Source organism: Shewanella sp. 125m-7, assembly GCF_052977045.1.
In genome coordinates, this window is sequence record NZ_JBRILQ010000006.1 from 71,353 (window position 1) to 92,999 (window position 21,647).

Genomic DNA, 21,647 nt, shown 5'->3' on the forward strand with positions numbered 1-21,647 from the left:
ACGGCCTGTCTTTGATAAAAGACAGGCCGTTTTTATTGAGTAAGGGTTAATCTAGTGGGAGAACTCGCCTCCCACTTGGCCTTTATCTCTATTTCATTTCACGGTAGAGCTGCTTCATCGCCTTAACCAGTCCCTTAACATCATCGTTGTCGTGGAAAAGGTGAGTCGAAATACGTAAAGAGTAAGTCTTGAACGCGTCATTAGGGTCTAGATAGAAAGAGGTGGTTCTAACGATATAGCCATATTCGTCATGTAAACGATCGCGGAACTCAGTCAGTAGTTCACCATTGTTTAGATCATCAAATGGGTTAAACGTAGTTAGGCCGCTTGAAAGCTTGCGAATATCAGGTGCGAAGATCATCGCATTAGGGAACTTCTTCGCTAATTCTTTTTTGCATAGCGCGCTTAAATCTAAAATGCGCTCTTCAATGGCATCGCGTCCAATCTCATCCCACAGTGCGCAAGCGTCTGCTAATGCACGTTTTGCTGGGTAGTTATCTTGACCAACCGATTGCAACTTAGTTTGTACTTCAGCTGCAGATGAAGAGGTATTGATGAACCATAGTGGTGTTTCGCGATCACTCCAAAACTCAAATAGACGATTGGCGTTATCACGTACATATAGGAAACCGGTTGCGCCAGGGCCGCACTGCCACTTATGGCCTGCACCTGAGTAAAAATCACAATCAATATCGTGGAAATCTAGGTTAAACATACCAGGGGTATGGGCGCCGTCGATTAAGGTGACAATACCGTTTGGAATGGCGACTTTTTTACAGATTTGCTTAGCAGGTAAAGTGGTACCTGTGGTGAAGGTGACATGTGAGAACACCATTAAACGCACTCGGTTGCCATAAAGGTTTACAGCGTCGCTAAACACCTTCACAAAGTCATCAACGCTTACTTCATTGTTTGGTGTATACACTGGTAGTGCGAGTTCAATAACTTCTGCGCCATAGCGTTGTGCCACATGTTTAAGTGGTGTTGTAACGCCGTGGTGCTCATGGTTGGTGGTTAAAATGATATCGCCGTATTCAAACTGTAAGCCATTAATTATTGTACATAGGCCATCGGTTGTATTACGACATAGCACCAATTCATGTTCATCAGCACCAAAGCTAGGAGCGATCTGCTTAGCATAATCTAAGGTTGGAATATTGCTGTTCCAAGGGTTAATAGAGATTTGCTCGTTAGCATGATTATAGTCTTTTAGTACACGTTTTGGCATGGTACCCGCAGTACCGATATTCATGTAAGTGGTGCGCTTGTTTAGGATAAATTCCTTACGTACCTTGTTCCAAAAGCCATGTTCTGAACCGTTACCATGGAAAGTCTCTACATAATCATCAGTGCTAGCTTGAGCGCTTGCAGGTAATAGGCTGGTTCCCGCAGCGGCAAGGGCAACCCCTGTTGTTGTCTTCAAAAAGCGTCTACGTTCAACATTGGCTAAGCTTGCTTGGTTCTTATTGTTCATTGTTTTTTCTCGTTTGAAATTATATTTAAAAATAGGTGCTTATATTTTTTATTTGTTATTTTTGGTTGTTAGGTGGTAAATGTTGTATTTATTGATGGATTTTATAGTTCAGAAGTCGCTAATAATGTGATTGATATCGCATATAGTATTTTGAGTTTTTGACATAAATCGTTAATTTTCAACGGTATTGACAGTATTTTGACGCTTTATGTTATCAGCAGGTTTAATGGTGCTTAGTTAGTGGTTATTTTAACTTTTTCGTAAAGATTACTATGTTAGCGAATGAAAGCTGAGTCCTTGCTCATATATGAAATTCAATGTGTAGGCACAGCTAAACTAAACTCGATTAGAGCTGGGAGCATGTTTTTACAGTCAAGCTTTACTAAAAGTGCTACCTTCCGCTGGATAATTTTATGATGAGAGTGAAACGACCATGATTACCTTTACCACTAACCTTGGTGATATTGAGATAGAGCTTGATTTTGACAAGGCACCTGTCAGTGCTAAGAACTTTATCAAGTACTGTGAGGACGGTTTTTTTGAGGGCACGATTTTTCATCGTGCGATTAAAGGGTTTATGATCCAGGGCGGCGGATTCACCGCTGAAATGGAAGAAAAACCAACCCGAGCGGCCATCGTTAATGAAGCCAATAGAGGCCTTAAAAATGTGCGCGGTAGCATTGCTATGGCGCGTACCGACGCGCCGCACTCTGCAACAGGGCAGTTTTTTATTAACTTAGCCGATAATAGCTTTCTAGATCATACAGCAACGACCAACGCAGGTTGGGGTTACGCTGTGTTTGGCCAAGTGACCAAAGGTATGGATGTGGTCACTAAGATTGGTCGGGCTAAAACCAGCTCAAAGGGCGACCATGATGACGTGCCAAGAGAGCAGATCATTATTGAGAAAGTAACAATTAGCCAATAATGAAATTTAAAACAATAAAAGCGCCAATTGGCGCTTTTATTGTTTTAAACCACAGTAGAAAATCAATGTTTTGCCGCTGTGTGAATTTTATAAACTCGGTAGCTCATCGCCAGTGCAATACAGATAGCAGCTGGGGCAAGTAGGGCGAAGAACTGCAACTTGGCAAATAGGTAAGCGCCCAGTGTGCCACCGGAGATAAAGCCTGCAATGATTAACAGAAACAGTATGGCTTTTCGCTTGTCGAATTTCTCACCCTTGAAGGTGCCACCAAGCATGATACCCAAATCTGTAAAAATACCAGTAACGTGTGTGGTACGCACGATGGCACCACTATAAGTGGTCGCCAGAGCGTTCTGCAGACCACAAGCTGCTGAAGCCATATAGTGTCCGTAATAGGTGCCATCTTGCAGTAAGTAGATAGCAAATAGGAGGAAACCAGCTTCAATGAGCAACAGGGTATCGTAGTGGCGGCCTAGTTTGACACTGCTGCCGGACAAAAATGCTCCAGAAAGCATTGCGCCAAGGGTAAAGCTGGCTAATATTCCAAGCAGGTGAAACAGGACTGTAGGTGATGAGCTTAACAACTGGGTGCCCACCAAAGTGGCCGTGCCAGAGAGGTGGGATACAGATTGATGTTCAAAGCCCAGCAAACCGATGGCGTTTACGCTGCCCGCAGTAAAAGCCAGAATGAAAGCGCCATACTCAACCCATTTAGGTAGTTTAGAAATCACGGTATAGCCTTAGTTGCACACATCGACAGCGCTTATTATGAGCGCAGAAGAACGCGGACAATTGGTCAGAAAATTAGGATCGTGGGAGCGTTAAACCGGCTCGAGACATACGGTTTAATTTGCACCTTATATTTTGCCAATTATCAACATACTAAACTGCTGCTTGGATCGCAAAAGTTGCGTGATGGCGTATTGATTAACTTTTTAAACAGCACCTTGGGAATACGCCAAGTCAGTACTGCAAAAGTTAAGGTAACGCTTTTATAAGTAAGCATTATTTAGCCTGTTTGAATATTTTTGAGTGTGAGTTTAGCCACAGTTTACCTGCAACAGATGTCTAATAATCAGGTTGTTGGCGTAGGCCAATAATGTCAGCCGTCACTCATCGGTGACAGACAAGAGTAGAAGCGAAATCCACTAATCGTAGCGAGCCTTACAGTGCCTAGACCCAAGAAGTGTCGTCATCTTTCCTGCTGCGTGCCATGTAGCTTATTTAAACCCAATGGCATTCCATCGACTGAACTTGAAAAAATTCAATTAGAAGCTGATGAATTTGAAGCATTAAATTTAGGTGATGTACTGAAAATGAGCCAACTCGATGCCGCGACATCAATGGGGATCTCTAGGCAAACATTCGGTTATTTATTGGCGAGTGCCCGCAAGAAGGTTGCTACAGCCGTCACTCAAGGAAAGGCGCTTTTACTCCCTCAGAACATGAAGAAGGATTTACCATGATAATCGCAATTCCAATGAGTCGAGATCGTTTGGCTACTCACTTTACCAAGGCCGCTGAAATCGCTTTTTATGATGAGCAGCAGTTAATTGCTCGTTTAGTTAACCCTGCTATGAGCGGTGGTTGTAGTGCTAAAAAGGCGATGCTAAATCTAATTCAACAGTACAAAACTGATATCGTGATCGTGCAGCATATTGGCGAGCGCATGTTGGGCAAATTACTTGATGCGGGCATTAGCGTAAGTAAAGCGGATAACTCCTTGGCGCTAGGAGAGCTTATTCGTGCTGCAAAGGATCTGAATAATCGTTTAGTGGATGCGAGTCTGGGGCGGGCATCACTTAACCATCAAAAGAAAGGCGGTTGCTGTGGAGGTTCGAGCGGTGGTTGTGGCTGTAGCTCAAAGCCGAGTACAAGTCATAGTTTAGCTCCTCGGTTACTCAAGACACCTCAATTAATAGAGGATCTGAAGACTAAAGGTGCAGTGCAATACGCGGGCTTTAGGAGTGTAAAGTAGCCCTAGATGTTAGAAAGTACATTGTATCTGTTGTATATAAATTGAACACTCACTTTACATTTTTAGAAAAATATCCCATCTTAGTACACTATTACGTCAAAGGAGGACGTTATGGCTGTGTTAGCAATGGGACTTATCATTATACTTCTGGGGCTTGCCTTTATGGGCTTACCAGAGCTTAACCGAGCACTGAAGCAGCATGACAGAGCGCAATGGGATGCATTACTTGGATCTCAAGGCAGCTTTATGTCTTCTTTTGACCGTATGACGCTATTTACCTGGACCTTGAGTCGAGGCTTTGAAAATTCAGAGAATATTGATATTCAGTATGCGGGATTGTTAGCTTACAAGCAGGCGACCCGAGTCAAATATATGATCTTAATTGGCATGTCGTTAATTATTATTGGCGCGATAAGTGCCTCGCTTGGTTTGTAGTCGGTTTATAGTTAGCTTGCTGCTAGCGATAGTCGCGACGAATTTCAGTGTGAAACAAAAGATACAAAAAAGCCGCCTACACATGAGTGTTGGCGGCTTTTTTTATTAAACATATGCTTAATCTACAGCAACCATTACGTTGCTTGCTTTGATGATAGCGTAAGCCGGGCCACCAACAACTAGACCTAGTTGCTCACAAGATTTTTTAGTTACAACAGATGTGATTTCAACACCTGGTGCTAGTTCGATAACAACTTCGTTGTTTACTGAACCTTCATCGATTGACTTGATAGTGCCATTCAGTGTGTTGCGTGCGCTGATTCTCATAAGTATATCCTTAATAATAAAGGAGTTATTATAAAGTTCTTATTGGCGAATTAATATCTGCCACGGACAATATGTCGCATTTACTTGAATCACGTCGCATTTGCTTACCTCATATCTTATTTTTTGAGACATGGGTCATATGTTATTAGTTTATAGATGATTATCTAGTGGTGCTTCTTTTAGCAGCATCACCAACACTTCGAAATGATCGGTATGGGGGAACATATCGAACAGTTGCACTTTTTGAATTCGGTAGCCCTTAATATTGGCTAAATCTTTAGCCAAAGTGTGTGGATTACAACTTGAGTACAAGATAGCTTTAGGGGCAAACATAGATAATGAGTCACATAGGCTTTGCCCAATGCCTCGTCTTGGCGGATTGACGATAACCACATCGGGTTTGTCATTTGCATCACGCCCGTGAGCAAAATCAGTCGAGTCCAGTGCAGTAAAGTCGACTTGGGTTAGCCCCATAGCCTCTGCCGATATCTTGGCACAGGCAATGGCCTCGCTTGAGATTTCAATGCCAGTTAGAGCAATGTCTTTGGCGGCGCAGTGCAAGCCAAAACCACCCACACCACAGAAAAGATCCCATAAAGAGTTGGGCTTAAGCTCGGCAACCCACTCTCTTGCCGTTTGATAGAGTTTTGCTGCGACCTCAGGGTGAGTCTGGAAGAAGCTCTTTGGACGGATAAACAAAGGCACATCGTTAAACTGTTCGGCTAAGCGAGTTTCCTCGGTTAAGAAGATCTCCTCTTCACCTTCAAGGATCGCCATATGCACCGGCTGAATATTAGCCGAAACCACTTTGATTTGTGGATATTCACCGAGTAATTTAGGGAGTTCACGCTCGATACGTTCGATAGATTTATGAGAATTGAGCACAAAACGCAGCAGATACTCACCTTTGACTTGGCTGCGGGTAAGTAAAATAAACTTAAGCTCACCTTTGGCTTTATCAACATTATAAGGAGGGATCCCTGCCTGACGTACAAACAGCTCTAGGCGATGCAGTAACTGCTGCATATCATCTGGATATAGGCTGCAATCACATAAGCTCACAGGTGCCCCCGAAGGCGTAACAATACCTAGAATAGGTTGATGTGCAGCGCCCAGAACGACCATTTTGGCTTTATTACGAAATCCACTATCAGGCCCAAATACTGGGGCGTGCCATTGCTCAACCTCAAAGTCACTAAGAAGCTGGGTTAGGACTTGTGTTTTTGCGTCAACTTGCGCAGACATAGGCTGCTGAATATGGCGGCAAGATAGACACTGTTGTTGATCAAAGTGGGCGCATTTCACTGATAGGTACTCTACATCGAAGGTGACAATTTATGCTGGCTATTTTTGATAAACGGATTTAAATAGCCATCTAGTGCGTATTTTAGTGGTTTTTCACTAAAAAATCGCCCTTTAGTTGGGAGGGGATATTTTACTGCATTCTGGATAGCAAAAGCGCAGCTTTCGCTGCGCTTTTTATAACATTTTACGGTATTAGCCAATAGCTGGGGTGTGGCCGCTACGGGTGTTTTGCAGGCTCTTAATTAGCATGTAAATAGACGTAGTCGTTAATACTACCGCTAGGTAGGTGATCAACGAGTGCGCCGAGCTACTGCTGTGCTCAGCAATGATAGGGCCAAATACCGAACCGACACTGTAGCTCAGTAGCATTAACTCTGTTGCAGCGACAATTTTTTCCATCGCCATTGACTCACATGCGAGTGTGATAGCGATTGGGTATAACGCAAAGCAGCTCGCACCGAGTAAGAAGTAGCTTGTAGTAATAAAGGTGATAGATGTGCCATCAGCAATACCGACGATACCTATGGTACCTAATAAGCAAAACAGCGCCATCAATAGGCTTTTGCTTATCCTAGTCGATAAGTAACTCACTAAGGGCTGAACTAACATACCACCTAGAATAATAATGGCCATTAAGAATGCGGTGCGCTCTGTGCTGGCAAATTGGCCGTTAATATAACTTGGCATTAAGCCGTAAATAGGACCTAACAGCATGCCAGATACAAGGCAGCCAATAATCGCTGGCAGGCTGATCTTCTTGACTTCACGCAAGCTTATCTTCTGATGCTCCATACTTTCTGGCTGACCTCTTTTTACTAAAAGAGGTGGCAAGATAGCTAACATCAATAGGCCGATTACCCAGTAAAATGGGGTAGCACCATTTACGCCTAAAGGCCCAATCGCCAGTTGACCAAGTGCACTACCGCCATAAAGGGAGGTCATGTACAGGCCTAAGCGTTTGGCTCTTTGCTTAGCGCTGTCAGCCATCAATAGCCAAGATTCGACCACCACAAATACACCAGCAACGGCAAAACCTGCTATAAAGCGGGCGGTTAGCCAAACTGTCGGTGTCGGCATGACGAGCATAGCGACAATGGTTAGGGTGAGCATGGCTAAAAACAGCATCAACGAAAATCGATGGCCGACTTTAGCCACGATCGTTTGAATACACGTCGTACCAACTAAAATACCCAAATAGAAGATGCTCGCTAACCACGCCACCAATGAGTTATCCATGCCAAATGACGCTAATGACAATGGGATAAGGCTCATTAAGAAGCCAGATGCGACAGCAAAAAATGATAAACCAGCAACAGGTACGAATGTACTGTTTTTGTGTGGTTTGCAGGCAGAAATGTCCACCTTTATCTCCTATAGATTGATACTTATTAAAGTTTGAGTGTTGGTCTTTGGAGGCGGATTTTATGCTTTTAATATAGAAAGTAAAGCTTAATTTATGTACGGATTAATAAAAAACGATTTTTGCGGGTTTTATCGCTCTATGTTGATGATTTTGCTTTATTTATCTTTTATTGGTTTTAGCTTTGCTTTATCTATTTCTAGCTTTTAAATGGATGTTCTATAGCGAAGGTACTGGGGATGAGGGATAGGTTTTTATTTTTAAGTTAATGCTTACTTATAGGTGGTTCAGTGGGGTTAGGTTAATAGATGGTTAAAAAGCGGCTTTTAAGGCCGCTTTTTGGGTTTGGTTTATAGCTGATTTAGAGGTATTAGCTTAATTGCAGCGCTACGATTTTTAATGGGTGGTTACCATCAAATGAGGGGAAGTCGGCATGACAATCTAACCAGGTGTGCTGTGTGACTGTTCGGCCTTGCTTTTCAACACAGCGCACTAAGCTATTAAACCACTCGTCACGATCAACCTTTGCTACATTATTGCAGCACACGATAGTACCGCCAGCTTTGGTGGTTAATAGTGCGGGTTTAAATAAGCCCTGATAATCATTGATGAGATCGACAATGCCGAATGCACTCTTGGCATATCTTGGTGGGTCGAGAAATACTAAGTCGAACTGAGTTGCACTCAGCTTTGGATAAGCTGGCAGCTTTTGGTTGCGACGGCCACCGACTTTAAGACCTGCAAGTTGTCGTAACGCAGGAAAAGCATCACTTTGAATAAATTCACATACATTCTCAGCTTGGTTTAAGGCTGCATTTTTACGGCCAGCGGCTAGGGCGAAAGAGGAAAAGTCGACGTTAACCACGCGCTTAGCACCACCTACTGCAGCCGCAGTACCGATACCGCAAGTATAAGAAAACAGGTTTAGTACCGTCTTACCTTGGCTGTTTGCGGCAACGTATTCTCGGCCGATACGCATATCTAAAAACAGCAGTGGGTCTTGACCTTCATGGCGCAGCTTGGTGGTAAATTGAATGCCATTCTCTTGCATCTGTTGTTCGCTGGTTGCGAATTCTTGCAATTGCTCAGTTAATGGGTTCAGTACGCGAGAGTTCTTATCTGAACGATCGTTATAGATCACCGGTTGTTCAGCTAGCACCATCAGCTGCTCTGTCACATCTGCTAACTCATCTTCAGTCAGTGATTGGTGAAAACTTTGAATGAGCCATGCATTACCGTAACGATCAATATTGAGTCCATTACAGCCTTCAACCGTACCGTGGAAGATACGGTAACAATCAGTTTGCTGCGCTGCAGAGTGCTGCAAGAAATCAGCTCGCTTGGCAATGGCTTGGCTCAATGCTTGAGAAACGGATAAAGCGGTTGGGTTCGATGTAGTTACCGACATAAATATTGGGCTCATTTGAAATACGGTCAGAGGTGACGCGCTAATGATAGCAAAATTGCACTAATAAATACCTTCAATCTTGAAGCTAAGGCGATGAGAGTAAGGCTTTGGTGACTTATACCAATTGGTGTGAGTATATGGGCTGATAAGATTTGACTCGGATAGGAAATTGACGCACAAATAGGCATTGGAAGTGCTACGGTGTCATTGAGTCTAGCTAGGGAGCAAGTGGATGAAAGTGGTGTTAGTGCACGGCATTTTTAATACGGGTCATGTGATGCGCTGGTTGCAAAAGCGACTACAAGCATCGGGTCATGAATGCTTTTCGCCAACAATTAGCCCATTCGATGGTCGCCACGGTATTGAGCATGCCGCAAACAACTTAAGCGAACAAATCGATGCCGTGTTTGGTGTTGACGCCGAGATAGTGTTAGTCGGCTTTAGTATGGGCGGTATTGTTGGACGCTACTACTTACAACACTTAGGCGGTGCTCGGCGAGTGAGTCAGTTCTTTAGTTTATCGACGCCTCACAATGGCAGCTATTTGGCTTACCTGCCTTATCCTTCCAAAGGGGTTAAGCAGCTGAGGCCTAATAGTCGCTTACTTGTTGAACTTGCCGAGTCTGAAATCTTATTAGAGGGGGTTAAGCTCTACTCTTATCGCACGCCTATCGATTTTACGATTGTACCCAGCTCAAGCTCTGTTTGGCGGGTTGCTGAAAATAAACGTTTTGTGATTATTCTGCATCTGTCGGTGATTTTTAGTCGACGCATTGCGAAAGAGATCTGTAACAAACTCGCTCTATAAGTTTTGCCGTGGGAGTGTTCTGCTAGGCTAATGGCTAATGGCTAATGGCTAATGGCTAATGGCTAATGGCTAATGGCTAATGGCTAATGGCTAATGGCTAATTGGTTGGGTGCTAACTATTGGAGCTTTAAAAGCGTTCAAGAAGAAAATTTCTCAATTAGTGGCTTCTTATGTTACAAACTGTTAACTAGTGGTTTTACTCTGACGGTAAAACCGCTAGTTTCAGTGATTGAATCAAAATGATGAGATAGTGATTAAAATGGAGTGCTATAACATGGGATCAGCGTTTAAAGGATTAATCACCGCCTCGGCGCTGCTGGGCTGCAGCTTGTCATTCAATACATTAGCTGAACCGGCTTTGAGCTTTACAGAATCTACCATTAACGCGCCTTTTGAATTAACCCACCCCATTATCGCTGCAGATCTGTTATCGCAACCGGGTAAAGAGTTAGTTGTATTTGGCGTCGATGGGTTGAGCTATCGCTGGATGGCTATTTATCAACTCGCACAGGGGCAATACACGCTCGCCTTCAAGCTCGAGTTACCGCAAAGTCTGCACAGTTTTGATATCACAGAAAATCAGTCTGGTGAGCAACAGCAATTATATTTTCTTTCTCAAGATAAGCTGCACGTCTTGGTCAATGTAGATGATGCTGTAGAACCACAGATTGAAGCTGTGGCGAACATCGATTCTTTATCATTTAAAGATCGGCCTGACTTTATTAGTCGTGGTGAGTTTATTGAGGATCTTAATGGCGATCAACGCGATGACATCTTGATCCATGACTTTAATCAAGTACACCTTTTCTTGGCCGCAGAACAAGGTTTTGTGCGCCAAACTCTGCCAATTAAACCTCAGTCTCGTTTGTTTGATGATGGCGCGACTTATACTCAATCTACACTTTATGTCAGCGATATTAACCTCGATGGTTTGGTCGATATCGTCAAAATTGGTGAGGGGGAGTTAGAAGTTTATAAGCAGACTCAAATTGACATCCCAACTCAAGCAAACGTTCAAGCCAAAAATGATACTCAAGTCGCAGCTCAAAGCCCAGATCCTGAAAATCTGCAACAAAGCGTTCGGGGCTTTGATCCTATTGTTGAGTTTATTTCGGTGAGCCAAGCTATCAGCGGAATTGACTGGTGGAATAAGCGTGATGCCTATGGCGAGCAATTAGATCAAAGTGAGCTGGTTTACCGAAAAGTTGAAGAGCTTAAAGATCTTGATAATGACGGTATCACCGATATGGTGATCCGTTATACCAAGAGTAGTGGCGTATTCGATAGGGTGAATGATTACGAAATCTATCTGGGTGAAAACAAGCAAGGAAAGTTAGTCTTTCTAAAAGAGCCTAGTAGTGTAGTTCGGGCTGAAGGAACGTTAACCGGTCTTGAGTTTGTCGATATTGATAATGATGATAAAGATGAAGTGATGGTTGCAGGCTTTGATATAGGCGTGTCGCAAATTATCGGTGCATTATTGTCGGGCAGTATAGATCAAGATGTTCATCTATTTAAGATGGATGCCAATGGCCGTTTCAGTGATGACTCTAATGTCAGCAAAGAGGTTGAGCTTAACTTCAGCTTGAGCTCGGGACAGAGTGGTAGCCCAGTGGTTAAGCTTGCTGATCTTAATGGTGATGGACTAAAAGACCTTCTATTATCTGACGATGAGTCGACTTTGAAAGTCTATTTAGGCAAGCGTGGCGAGAACCTGTTTAGCCGTGACGCACAAAAGCATGAGCTTAAACTCCCTGTTGAAGGCAGCATGTTAAAGGCTGAGGATTTAAATGGTGATGGCCGAGAAGACCTACTGATTAAATATGGCCGACAAGATGATAAGAAGCTAGCGAATCAATTTAGAGTGTTATTGGCAAGTTAGCTTGTACTCCTGATAGCTTAAAACTATTGATATTTATCCCATAAAAAAAGCGGCTTAGTAAAGCTGCTTTTTTTATGGACGCAATCCTGCAATGTCGGCCCTGAACATTTACGTGGGCAATCTTGACGTTTTACGGACATATCTTCGAAAACTCACACAAGTTTACAAAGCTATTCAAAGCCTTGCTGTTCATTTCATAATCTGACAGTTCTTGACGTATTTTGAGTGTCATAAGTAACGCACTTATTGCAAATTAGTTAAGGAAGATAAATGGAATTCACACGGTGGGTAGGAACAGGTTTGTCATTAGTATTGCTGAGCGTTGCAGGCTGCAGCTCTGATGATAATGAATCAAGCAGCAACAGTAGTTATATCCAATATTATAATGCTTCGCCAAATAGTACTGCGACGAGGTTAGTATTGGATGACTATCCATACTCCGACGTTGACTACGCAGACTCGATGCCTAGATATGAGTATCTGGCGGGGAACGTAGAGTTAGAAATTACAGGGCTTGATGCGACAAATGATGAGCAATCCCTTTATCAGTCGACAGTCGAGCTGGTAAACACTGATAACCATCTGTTTATGTTGGTAGGGGATTATAGTGAGCCCGAGCTTGTTGATATCAGCTATAGCCGTAGTGAAATGGATGAGCTTAATAACGATGAAAGTGGTGATTACAGTAAGATGCAGGTATTGGTGGCACATGCTGCGATGGGAGAGCCCAGTTTTGATCTATATTTTGCCAAACCAGATGAGGAGTTTGGTTCAGCAGTAATGCTTGATTCACTCAGTTACAAAGAGCACACCACTGAGCAGATGTACGATACCGGAGAATATGTTCTCTACCTCACTGAAAACGGGGAAAGCGTGCCAATTTATACCACTGCGACACTCGAACTGAATGCCAACACTGTGTATAAATTGATTATTCGTAATAGCTTTGGCCCTGGCATTCCCAAGCTGACGGTCGACAATGTTGACTCTACTGGAACACCTGAGAGTTACGCAAATATTGATGCTAATGCAGAGTTTCGCCTGTTTAACGGCTTAAATGATACTGACAAAATTAATGCACAGATTGTGAGTAATGATGAGTCGCAATACCTTTATGAACTGAATAAAAATCAACTGACAGAGTTTAAAGACATTGGCTACAACGACTATGGCGTCACTGTTGTAGACAGTACAACTAACGCAGTGCTAGCAAATAATTTATTGGTTACTTTCAATCAAGATGAAAGTAAGTCCATTTTATTGTATGAAGATGAACTGGGAGAAACTAACGGTATGACTATCAGTCACGACCATCGTCCAAGAGCATTTGAACACCAGATCAGCTTGGCCAATTTGGTACCGGATTTTGACGATTTGATGATCTATTTTGTGCGACAAAGCGAGACGATAGAATCAGCCGAATATAAGTTAACAGGGCTAGAGTTTACCGAGCTAGGTGTGATTAGCCTACCCTCAGATGACTATGAAATCAGTGTGGTTTTTGAAGATGAAAATGACACGTTAACCTTATTGTATCAGTCTGATGTGGTGCAGTTCAGTCAAGCGGGTAATTACACCATGGTGCTAAATAGAGATGACAATGAACCTCTGGGTTACCGACTGACAACTTTTCAATAGTTGCTAATGGATTAATGATGGGGTGCAGAGGCGAAAATCACAGTAAGCGTATTTTATTTATATAGAGTTAGCGCGTTAACTTTTGATTTCGTTGCGGCGAAAAATAGTGTTTCTCGCCTCTGCTTTAACAGGGTACAGCCTGTTAAATTTAGTGACGACCGAGTAGCTGCTTTATACGTAAAGCTAACTGTTTGGTCTGTTGCATAATGGGGAGTGAACTGGTTTTTGAGCCTCGCTCATTTTCATTAATAATGTGATAAACAGTTTTAGTCGACAGTCCATAGTCTTTAGCTACGTCCGATAATAAGCGGCCGTTGTTTTTGACTTCGTTGATCACTTTTAGATTAAGGTTCATAGCATCCATCGGCATTCTCTTTTTAAGTTCTAATGTTAAACATCAGTAGTTTGGACGTCTTTGAGCGTGGTGACGGAGTTCCCATGGCAAGGTTGTGTTACTTGACCTTGTCGCTACTCACAAACCGTGTTTATTATTATTTTTTGATGTCTGTGAATACTCAATAATGAGTATGCTTAAGGCGTGCCAAAGCTGTAGTGTATTTAAATTAGATATGTTTCAATTGGTTAGTGTTCGCCTTCTCATTTTGGTGCATATCAATGGCAAAAAAATGTTCACAAATGGTGCGTTAGCGCACTATGTTGGTGCGCTCATCATACCCTTAAAAAATCAGGCAATAGGGAAAACGATACGATAATGCAGGCTGTTTATGGTGAGTTTGACACTGTATAAGTTGTTCAATTTTAAATCACTTAACAGTCAGTCCATTGTCTAATTTGCTGTGGTTTATATACTGCTTTGCAAATACAACTTATATGTGGCTGCTTTTGTGACGAGCAGAAGCGGTTTGGAGTGGTAAAAATGAGCGTAAAATGTAGTTCTTATCTTGCTGGTGGCCTTATTGCTGCCATGATGGTGTCAGGTTGCCAAACAACCAATCCTTATTCCAATGAATCTCAAAATGCTAAGGCGACGAATGGCGCTTTGATCGGTGCGATTGCTGGTGCGGCGATTGGTGTAGCATCTTCAAGTAAAAATGATCGCGGTAAAGGCGCTTTGATTGGTGCTGCATCTGGTGCGGCATTAGGTGGCGGTATTGGTTATTATATGGATGTGCAGGAAGCTGAACTGCGTAAAAAACTACAATCTTCTGGCGTGAGCGTAACTCGAAGTGGCGATAATATTATCCTTAATATGCCAAATGATGTGACGTTTGGTGTAGATCAAACAGACTTAAGTCAACGTGCTCAGCAAGTACTAAACAGCGTGGTGTTGGTGGCGCTTGAATATGACGAAACTAAGTTAAATGTAATGGGCCATACCGACAGTTCGGGCGCCGAATCTTATAACTTAAGATTGTCGCAAGTACGTGCAAGTGAAGTGGCGAACTACTTAACACAGAGCAAAGTACCGGCTCAGCGCGTAGCTTCGCATGGTATGGGCGAGTCAAAGCCAGTCGCTTCTAACCAAACTAAACTGGGCCGAGCTGAAAATCGTCGTGTAGAGATTATTCTAAGCCCGATGCCAAACGCGTAACCAGCAATAGTTACAGCGATGCATTAAAAGCCACTCTTGAGTGGCTTTTTTTGTGCCCTCAACTGGCTATCTTATCTGTGTCATTTATCCTAGCTAGAATATGGGGATGAGCAACATAAGTTCGATACTATACCCAAACGACTTGAACATGCTCATTTCAGAGGCCTTGCGCGAGTTCAATTCTAGGCGTATTAGCGTAGGAATGGTAACTCCCTTTTAAGCTAGTGCAACAACGAAGTGGGCTTGCGCAAAGCCTTCTTCGATGGGTTTTAATGCACTTTCTGCTGCGTTATTGATCTTGCTAAGGGAACAACCATTAACTGCAATCAACGCCTTGCTTAAAGCGCATTAAATTCCCACTGAACCCTGCATCTTCAGGTGGCCTGGGTATACAATGCGTTATGGCTGCATAAATATAAAGCTGATGGGACTTTTTGTCTTGGCTGTTTGCTGAGGCAGTGATTGATCTCTCGGAGTGAGTAACTAGAGTTAACTTACTAAATGGCAAGTATTGTTATTTGGTTATAGATGCTTTTTCATTGCCTAAAGTAAGTTCATCTAGATAAAGACTAATGCCGATAATGGAAACAATAATGAAAAAATGGATCTTGGTTTCACTGCTAACGTTGCCCCTTGTTGCCAATGCTACGCCTATTGAACTGAGGGCGGCAGGTAGTTTAAAAAATGCCATGAATGATATTGTCAGTGCCTATCAGCAGGCGGGCGAGCAAAAGGTGCATGTTGATTATGGCCCATCAGGGCTGCTGAGAAAGGGTATCGAAAACGGTGAGAAGGTTGGCGTGTTTGCCTCTGCAAATATGAAACACCCGCTGGCATTACAGGCTGCTGGTAAAGGCGCAAGTGTGGTGATGTTTGCTCGTAATCAGATGTGTGCACTCGCGCAGCCGAGCGTCAATATCAACAGTGAGGGGCTGTTAGCTGCGATGCTGGATCCTAATGTGCGATTAGGTACCTCAACACCCAAAGCTGATCCTTCGGGCGATTATGCTTGGAAAATATTTGCTAAGGCTGACCACTTGCAAGCTGGAGCTACCGCTAAGCTTGAAGCCAAAGCGTTGCAGCTTACTGGCGGTGAAAATAGCGCGAAAGCGCCTAAGGGGCGTAATACCTACGCTTGGGTGATGGAAAACAAACGCGCGGATCTGTTTTTGACATATTGCACCAATGCAGTGTTAGCTCAAAAAGAGGTGAAAGATCTGCAAGTAGTACAGATGCCAGAGCCTTTAAGTGTAGGGGCTAATTATGGTTTGATTGTGCTCAATGATGCTCAAGCGGATGCGTGGAAACTGGCGATGTATATTCTGTCGCAGCCAGGTCAAACAATTCTAGCAGACTACGGTTTTGATGCGCCGCTTAAGCAATAGCAACAGATAGCAAAAAGGCCGCGATAGCGGCCTTTTTATTGAAAGTTTAAACAATTAATTAAGCAAGAACACCGTCGCTAAGCCCAAGAAGGCAAATAAGCCAATCACGTCGGTTACAGTGGCTAAAACCATACCGCCAGCTAATGCAGGATCAATGTTCATTCTCTTCAGCATGAGTGGAATTGTGGCACCGGCAAGACCAGCCACCGTCATATTGATGAGCATAGCGCCAGCAATCAAGGCTCCTAAGGCGATATCGCCTTTCCATATCCATACAGCTGCAAAAATGAGAACAGACCATAGCAAGCCATTGAGGAAGCCAATGGCTAACTCTTTACCGATAAGCCAGCGTGAGTTACTTTGGCCAATCTGGCCTAAGGCAATACCGCGGATCACCAATGCGAGCGTTTGGTTACCGGCAACCCCGCCCATACTAGGCACAATTGTCATCAAGATAGCGATAGTGGCAAATTGCTCAATCGTACCTTCAAACATGTTACTGACCGATGCGGCAAGCAGTGCAGCGAACAAGTTCACTGTTAACCAAAGCGAGCGGCGAAACGTACTTTTTAACACTGGACCAAAGGTGTCCGTGTCGTCGTCCATGCCCGCCATACCCATCATTGAATGCTCGGCATCTTCACGAATAACATCGACCACGTCATCGATGGTAATACGGCCTAGTAGCTTATTGTCATCATCGATGACTGGAGCTGATACCCAGTCGTGACGTTCGAATAATTGCGCCGCTTCGGTGTCAGACATGCCGACTGGGATCGCTTCTAGATCCGATATCATGATTTCACGTACCGAGGCATTTGGATCACAGGTCAGCAGGTCGGCGATACGTACACCGCCTAACACACGATCTTGTTTGTCGACCACATATAGCATGTCGGTGGCATCAGGCAGTTCGCCACGAATTCTTAAGTAGCGCAAAATCACATCGATATTGACATCGGGCCTTAAGGTTACCGTATCGGTATTCATCAGGCTGCCAGCGGTGTCATCTGGGTACGACAGCGCTTGCTCGACACGCACCCGGTCTTGCTTGCTCATCGACTGCAATACTTGATTAAAAACGCTGTCTGGTAGGCTTCGAAGAATATAGGCTAAGTCATCTGTGTCCATGCTTTCAGCTGCTTTTGCAACCCGCTCTGGACTCATCTGTTTGATCAGGCTGTCTTTAAGTTCTTCACCGAGTTCGTCAAGAATTTCACCTGTGTGCTCTTGATCGATCAGCTGCCATAGCACTTGGCGGGTGCGAGGTGGTGAAGATTCGAGAATAAAAGCAATATCCGATGCGGCCATATCCTGCAACATGTTGCGAACATGGACAAACATGCCATTGCCTAATGCTTGAGTCAGCTGATTGAGACGTTGGTCTGTTGTTTCATTATCTAAGACTTCAATCGGCATGGCTCCCTCACTGGGTAGTTTTAAAGGCGCTTATCATAACTTAACTAAAGAGAATGTGTGTGCGATAACGAAGATATTCAATGGGAAAATAACTAATTAATTATCTTCGTCAAACTTAGCGTCTATCAATTCGCAAATAGCATTGAGCGCCGTTTTTGCATCGGCCCCTGTCGCAAGTAATTGAACCGTTTTACCCATCCCGGTTTCGAGCATTAATAAGCCTAGTACACTCGTCGCAGAAGCTTGTTTGTCACCTTGAATGATGGTGATTTCGGCTTCAAATTCAGAGGCTAGAATCACAAGTTTTGTTGCGGCGCGAGCGTGAAGACCAAGCTTATTACAGATGGTGACTTCACGTTCAATGGTCGGCATTTTTGAGCTCTCGGTGACGGGCTTGTACTTTGTGCTTGCCATCTTTGAAGTGAGCCGCGAGGCGCTCGGTTATGTAAACCGAGCGGTGTTGGCCACCTGTACAGCCAATCGCAATGGTGAGATAGCTGCGATTGTTACGCTCTAGATCGGGCAACCAAGTTGTTAGCAAATCTTCGATCTGCTTAATAAACAGATTCACCATTGGTCGTTCATTTAAGAAATTTTGCACGGGTTTATCGAGCCCCGTCATCGGGCGCAAATCTGGCTCCCAATGTGGGTTGGGTAGAAAGCGCACGTCAAACATAAAGTCAGCTTCAGTTGGCATACCATGCTTGAATCCAAATGACTCAAAGTTGATCATCAACTCTTTGTCGACATTGCCAAGCAAGATCTCGCGCACCTGATCGTTAAGATCGTAGATGTTTAAGTTTGAGGTGTCGATGTAATGATCGACGATATTCGCGAGCGGCTCGAGTAAGCGGCCTTCTAATTCGATAGCTTCTTTAAGTGAAATGTTATCGTGAGATAAAGGGTGTAGCCGACGAGTCTCGTTATAGCGCTTAAGCAATACTTCATCGCTCGAGTTAAGGAAGAAACTCAGTAACTCGACCCCATCAGGCAGAAAAGTAAGATGCTTAACCAGTTCATCTTTCTTGTCAGGCAGGTTACGAATATCCACACTGATAGCCACAAGCTTAGTATTGCCTGATAACTCTTTGAGTAAGGTTCCCATCATAGGCAGTGGCAGATTATCGACACAATAATAGCCGAGATCTTCTAGCATTCTTAATAGAACAGACTTGCCTGAACCGGAGCGACCTGAGACTAAAACAAGTTTCATCGTATGACTACCTGATAGAAATTAAACTAAATGTTTGGGGTTTGTGACTATGTTACATATGTGTATAGAGTAACTTTTTTAAAGTTGAAAGCAAGAGGTTGAGCAGATGAAAAAAATAAATAATATTGCTGTAATAATTACTTAGGCCTTTAAATCATCTATTTTTCGTTTCGACAAAATAAATAACGTAAAGACCTGAGTAGTTAATTATTGGGTAATGACTTGGTATAACTCAGACTCATTACTGGTTTTTCTCAACAGCTTAACTACGGCTTTATCATTGAGTTTTTCTGCCATTAAGGACAGCGTAGCTAAATGTTGCTCGCACTGTTCTGATGGCACCAATAAGGCAAATAGAATGTCGACAGGCTGCTTATCTATAGCGTCAAATGGAATTGGAACCTCACATTTAACTAAGACAGCAACTGGACGCTCGATATTTGACAGCCTTCCGTGAGGAATCGCTATACCATTACCTATACCCGTGCTACCCATTTTTTCTCTCGCCAACAGACTTTCAAAAATCTCTTGTGAAGAAAGGGTAGGGTACTGGACAGCGGCAATATCGCTGATTAATTCCAGTACCTTTTTCTTACTGCTCGGAGTGGCGCAGGTAGTGCACTCCGGCTGCAGAACGGTACTTAGTTCCATCGTTAGTGTTTAGTTAGCTTCTCTTTGTGTTTAATTACCTGACGATCTAGTTTATCTATCAGGGAGTCGATTGCGGCATACATATCCGCATTTTCCGAAGTCGCAAATACTTCGCCATTTTTTAGGTGGATTTTTGCTTCGGCAATTTGCTGCATTTTCTGTACATTCAAAATAACGTGCACATTATTGATCTGATCGAAATGTCGTTCAAGCTTTGTAAATTTTTCTTCTACATAACCTCGCAATGAATCCGTGATTTCGACGTGATGTCCTGTCAGGTTGATTTGCATATATCGATCCTCCAAGTGCCTAATTTTGAGTTATAAACTCTTACGTTGGTTTGAGGGGGGGATCAGCATTGCTTCTCGATATTTTGCAATCGTACGTCTAGCAACTTTAATCCCTTGTTCAGCCAAAAGTTGCGCCATTTTGCTATCGCTCAATGGTTTCTTTTGGTTTTCTGCTGCGACTAACTTCTTAATAAATGCTCTAATTGCTGTTGATGAACACTCCCCCCCATCATCTGTTCCTACGTGGCTGGAGAAGAAATACTTGAGTTCAAAAATACCTCTTGGGGTATGCATATACTTTTGAGTGGTAACGCGTGAGATGGTTGATTCGTGCATTTCAACGGCTTCAGCAATATCGTTTAGTACCATAGGCTTCATGGCTTCTTCGCCATATTCAAAAAATCCTTGCTGGAATTTCACAATACAGTTACTTACCTTTAGCAAGGTGTCGTTACGGCTTTCAAGGCTTTTAATAAACCATTTAGCTTCTTGCAAATGACCACGGATAAACTGCCCATCGGCCTGATTTTTGGTGCTACGAGCCATAGAGGCATAATGTTGGTTAACATTAATTTTAGGCATGTAATCAGGATTAAGCTCTACTACCCAGCGACCTTTTTTCTTGCTAACAGATACATCTGGAATCACGTATTCGTCTTTACTACGGGCAATAGCGAGCCCTGGTCTCGGGTTGAGGGTTTGGATCAGTGTGATAGCATCACGCAGATCATCCTCTTTGAGCTTAGTTTTACGCATTAACTGCCTAAAATCACGTCCAGCAATCAGGTCTAAATAGTCTTTAATCAGTAGTCTAGCGTTATCAATATGCGGAGTATCGGCGGCGTACTGGGCTAATTGGATAAGCAAACACTCGCTAAGATCACGCGCTGCAACGCCAATGGGGTCAAAATGTTGAATGCGTTTTAAAACGGCTTCGACTTCATCAAGCTCGGTTTCAGGATCGCCCATCGCCTCTAAAATATCATCACAGCTTTGGGTTAAGTAACCGCGCTCATCAATGGCGTCGATAATAGCGGTGGCGATAGCGAGATCATTCTCTGAAAATGGAGTCAGATTTTTTTGCCACTCGAGATGCTCATATAATCCTTCACTCGTCTCGCCTTGAAATGGCATATCGTCTTCACGACTCACGCCTGAGCTTGAATTAGAAGAAACGGTATAGACTTCATCCCAAGTCGTGTCCATTGGCAGTTCATCTGGCATAGAGTCTTGAGTCATGGCATCGGAGGTTTCAACGCTGGCGCTATCTAGATCTAGGTCATTAGAATCACTTGAAGATGGATCGTCACTGTTGTCCATGTCGCCATCTGATTGCTCTTCATCTAACTCTAGTAACGGATTAGAATCTAATGCTTGTTGGATCTCTTGTTGTAACTCTAAAGAAGACAGTTGTAACAGACGGATCGCCTGTTGTAACTGTGGAGTCATGGTGAGCTGTTGACCCATTTTGAGCTGGAGTGACGCTTTCATCGTACCGCTATTCCCTACACTGTAGTTAAACGTTTAAGCTCGCTGAATTGGCGAAGGTAGCTCTAAAACTCAATAGTTTGATTTTTATTGGAAAGAATTCCAT

22 protein-coding genes are annotated in these 21,647 nt (G+C 43.4%); 9 read left to right on the forward strand and 13 right to left on the reverse strand.

What is annotated here, in order from left to right; all coding sequences use genetic code 11:
• Nucleotides 1–88: 88 nt before the first annotated feature.
• On the reverse strand, nucleotides 89–1,474 hold the full coding sequence (locus tag ACVBIL_RS04395) for an aminotransferase class V-fold PLP-dependent enzyme (protein WP_447165775.1): 1,386 nt from the start codon (nucleotides 1,472–1,474) through the stop codon (nucleotides 89–91).
• A gap of 433 nt (nucleotides 1,475–1,907) precedes the next feature.
• Between ACVBIL_RS04395 and ACVBIL_RS04400 the strand changes: the two genes are divergently transcribed.
• Nucleotides 1,908–2,402: a peptidylprolyl isomerase gene (locus ACVBIL_RS04400; protein ID WP_447165776.1), complete on the forward strand. Its 495-nt coding sequence runs from the start codon at nucleotides 1,908–1,910 to the stop codon at nucleotides 2,400–2,402.
• Nucleotides 2,403–2,464: 62 nt separating this feature from the next.
• On the opposite strand, the gene ACVBIL_RS04405 is transcribed toward ACVBIL_RS04400, so the two are convergent.
• Entirely contained in the window at nucleotides 2,465–3,133 is a 669-nt protein-coding gene (locus ACVBIL_RS04405; RefSeq protein WP_447165777.1) for a YoaK family protein, read from the reverse strand.
• 438 nt (nucleotides 3,134–3,571) lie between these two features.
• On the opposite strand from ACVBIL_RS04405, the gene ACVBIL_RS04410 reads away from it, so the two are divergent.
• From ACVBIL_RS04410 to ACVBIL_RS04420, 3 genes are all read left to right on the forward strand, one after another.
• Entirely contained in the window at nucleotides 3,572–3,868 is a 297-nt protein-coding gene (locus ACVBIL_RS04410; RefSeq protein WP_447165778.1) for a DUF134 domain-containing protein, read from the forward strand.
• Nucleotides 3,865–4,380 carry a NifB/NifX family molybdenum-iron cluster-binding protein gene (locus ACVBIL_RS04415; RefSeq protein WP_447165779.1) on the forward strand — a complete coding sequence of 172 codons (516 nt, stop codon included), beginning with the start codon at nucleotides 3,865–3,867 and terminating at the stop codon, nucleotides 4,378–4,380. Before ACVBIL_RS04410 ends, ACVBIL_RS04415 begins: the two co-directional genes overlap by 4 nt.
• Nucleotides 4,381–4,491: 111 nt before the next feature.
• Nucleotides 4,492–4,815 carry a hypothetical protein gene (locus ACVBIL_RS04420; protein WP_447165780.1) on the forward strand — a complete coding sequence of 108 codons (324 nt, stop codon included), beginning with the start codon at nucleotides 4,492–4,494 and terminating at the stop codon, nucleotides 4,813–4,815.
• A gap of 117 nt (nucleotides 4,816–4,932) precedes the next feature.
• Here the strand turns inward: ACVBIL_RS04420 and ACVBIL_RS04425 are convergent, their stop codons facing one another.
• From ACVBIL_RS04425 to ACVBIL_RS04440, 4 genes are all read right to left on the reverse strand, one after another.
• The gene (locus ACVBIL_RS04425; protein ID WP_447165781.1) at nucleotides 4,933–5,142 is read right to left on the reverse strand and encodes a TOBE domain-containing protein; all 210 of its coding nucleotides are present in this window, start codon (nucleotides 5,140–5,142) and stop codon (nucleotides 4,933–4,935) included.
• A 150-nt stretch (nucleotides 5,143–5,292) separates the two neighbouring features.
• On the reverse strand, nucleotides 5,293–6,447 hold the full coding sequence (gene rlmC / locus ACVBIL_RS04430; protein WP_447165782.1) for a 23S rRNA (uracil(747)-C(5))-methyltransferase RlmC: 1,155 nt from the start codon (nucleotides 6,445–6,447) through the stop codon (nucleotides 5,293–5,295).
• A 192-nt stretch (nucleotides 6,448–6,639) separates the two neighbouring features.
• Nucleotides 6,640–7,809 carry an MFS transporter gene (locus tag ACVBIL_RS04435; protein ID WP_447165783.1) on the reverse strand — a complete coding sequence of 390 codons (1,170 nt, stop codon included), beginning with the start codon at nucleotides 7,807–7,809 and terminating at the stop codon, nucleotides 6,640–6,642.
• A gap of 368 nt (nucleotides 7,810–8,177) precedes the next feature.
• Nucleotides 8,178–9,215: a class I SAM-dependent rRNA methyltransferase gene (locus ACVBIL_RS04440; protein ID WP_447165784.1), complete on the reverse strand. Its 1,038-nt coding sequence runs from the start codon at nucleotides 9,213–9,215 to the stop codon at nucleotides 8,178–8,180.
• Nucleotides 9,216–9,447: 232 nt separating this feature from the next.
• Between ACVBIL_RS04440 and ACVBIL_RS04445 the strand changes: the two genes are divergently transcribed.
• The 3 genes from ACVBIL_RS04445 (at nucleotide 9,448) to ACVBIL_RS04455 (ending at nucleotide 13,543) form a co-directional block, all read left to right on the forward strand.
• Nucleotides 9,448–10,023 carry an esterase/lipase family protein gene (locus tag ACVBIL_RS04445; RefSeq protein ID WP_447165785.1) on the forward strand — a complete coding sequence of 192 codons (576 nt, stop codon included), beginning with the start codon at nucleotides 9,448–9,450 and terminating at the stop codon, nucleotides 10,021–10,023.
• 274 nt (nucleotides 10,024–10,297) lie between these two features.
• Nucleotides 10,298–11,905 carry an FG-GAP repeat domain-containing protein gene (locus tag ACVBIL_RS04450; protein ID WP_447165786.1) on the forward strand — a complete coding sequence of 536 codons (1,608 nt, stop codon included), beginning with the start codon at nucleotides 10,298–10,300 and terminating at the stop codon, nucleotides 11,903–11,905.
• Between the two features lie 270 nt (nucleotides 11,906–12,175).
• Nucleotides 12,176–13,543 (forward strand): hypothetical protein, encoded by a 1,368-nt coding sequence (locus ACVBIL_RS04455; protein WP_447165787.1) that lies wholly within the window; start codon nucleotides 12,176–12,178, stop codon nucleotides 13,541–13,543.
• Nucleotides 13,544–13,691: 148 nt separating this feature from the next.
• Here ACVBIL_RS04455 and ACVBIL_RS04460 read toward each other — a convergent pair whose 3' ends face one another.
• Nucleotides 13,692–13,907: a transposase gene (locus ACVBIL_RS04460; protein ID WP_447165788.1), complete on the reverse strand. Its 216-nt coding sequence runs from the start codon at nucleotides 13,905–13,907 to the stop codon at nucleotides 13,692–13,694.
• A 513-nt stretch (nucleotides 13,908–14,420) separates the two neighbouring features.
• Between ACVBIL_RS04460 and ACVBIL_RS04465 the strand changes: the two genes are divergently transcribed.
• Nucleotides 14,421–15,095 (forward strand): OmpA family protein, encoded by a 675-nt coding sequence (locus tag ACVBIL_RS04465; protein WP_447165789.1) that lies wholly within the window; start codon nucleotides 14,421–14,423, stop codon nucleotides 15,093–15,095.
• Between the two features lie 593 nt (nucleotides 15,096–15,688).
• Nucleotides 15,689–16,480: a molybdate ABC transporter substrate-binding protein gene (locus ACVBIL_RS04470; RefSeq protein ID WP_447165790.1), complete on the forward strand. Its 792-nt coding sequence runs from the start codon at nucleotides 15,689–15,691 to the stop codon at nucleotides 16,478–16,480.
• A gap of 54 nt (nucleotides 16,481–16,534) precedes the next feature.
• Here ACVBIL_RS04470 and mgtE read toward each other — a convergent pair whose 3' ends face one another.
• From mgtE to ACVBIL_RS04500, 6 genes are all read right to left on the reverse strand, one after another.
• The gene (gene mgtE, locus ACVBIL_RS04475) at nucleotides 16,535–17,899 is read right to left on the reverse strand and encodes a magnesium transporter (RefSeq protein ID WP_447165791.1); all 1,365 of its coding nucleotides are present in this window, start codon (nucleotides 17,897–17,899) and stop codon (nucleotides 16,535–16,537) included.
• 96 nt (nucleotides 17,900–17,995) lie between these two features.
• A complete protein-coding gene (locus ACVBIL_RS04480) occupies nucleotides 17,996–18,271 on the reverse strand; it encodes an HPr family phosphocarrier protein (RefSeq protein ID WP_447165792.1) in 276 nt (91 codons plus the stop codon).
• A complete protein-coding gene (gene rapZ / locus ACVBIL_RS04485; protein WP_447165793.1) occupies nucleotides 18,258–19,112 on the reverse strand; it encodes an RNase adapter RapZ in 855 nt (284 codons plus the stop codon). The genes ACVBIL_RS04480 and rapZ overlap by 14 nt, the downstream gene beginning before the upstream one ends.
• A 207-nt stretch (nucleotides 19,113–19,319) precedes the next feature.
• Entirely contained in the window at nucleotides 19,320–19,763 is a 444-nt protein-coding gene (gene ptsN, locus ACVBIL_RS04490; protein ID WP_447165794.1) for a PTS IIA-like nitrogen regulatory protein PtsN, read from the reverse strand.
• Between the two features lie 2 nt (nucleotides 19,764–19,765).
• The gene (gene hpf / locus ACVBIL_RS04495; protein ID WP_447165795.1) at nucleotides 19,766–20,053 is read right to left on the reverse strand and encodes a ribosome hibernation promoting factor; all 288 of its coding nucleotides are present in this window, start codon (nucleotides 20,051–20,053) and stop codon (nucleotides 19,766–19,768) included.
• Between the two features lie 30 nt (nucleotides 20,054–20,083).
• Nucleotides 20,084–21,544 (reverse strand): RNA polymerase factor sigma-54, encoded by a 1,461-nt coding sequence (locus ACVBIL_RS04500; protein ID WP_447165796.1) that lies wholly within the window; start codon nucleotides 21,542–21,544, stop codon nucleotides 20,084–20,086.
• Between the last annotated feature and the right edge of the window lie 103 nt (nucleotides 21,545–21,647).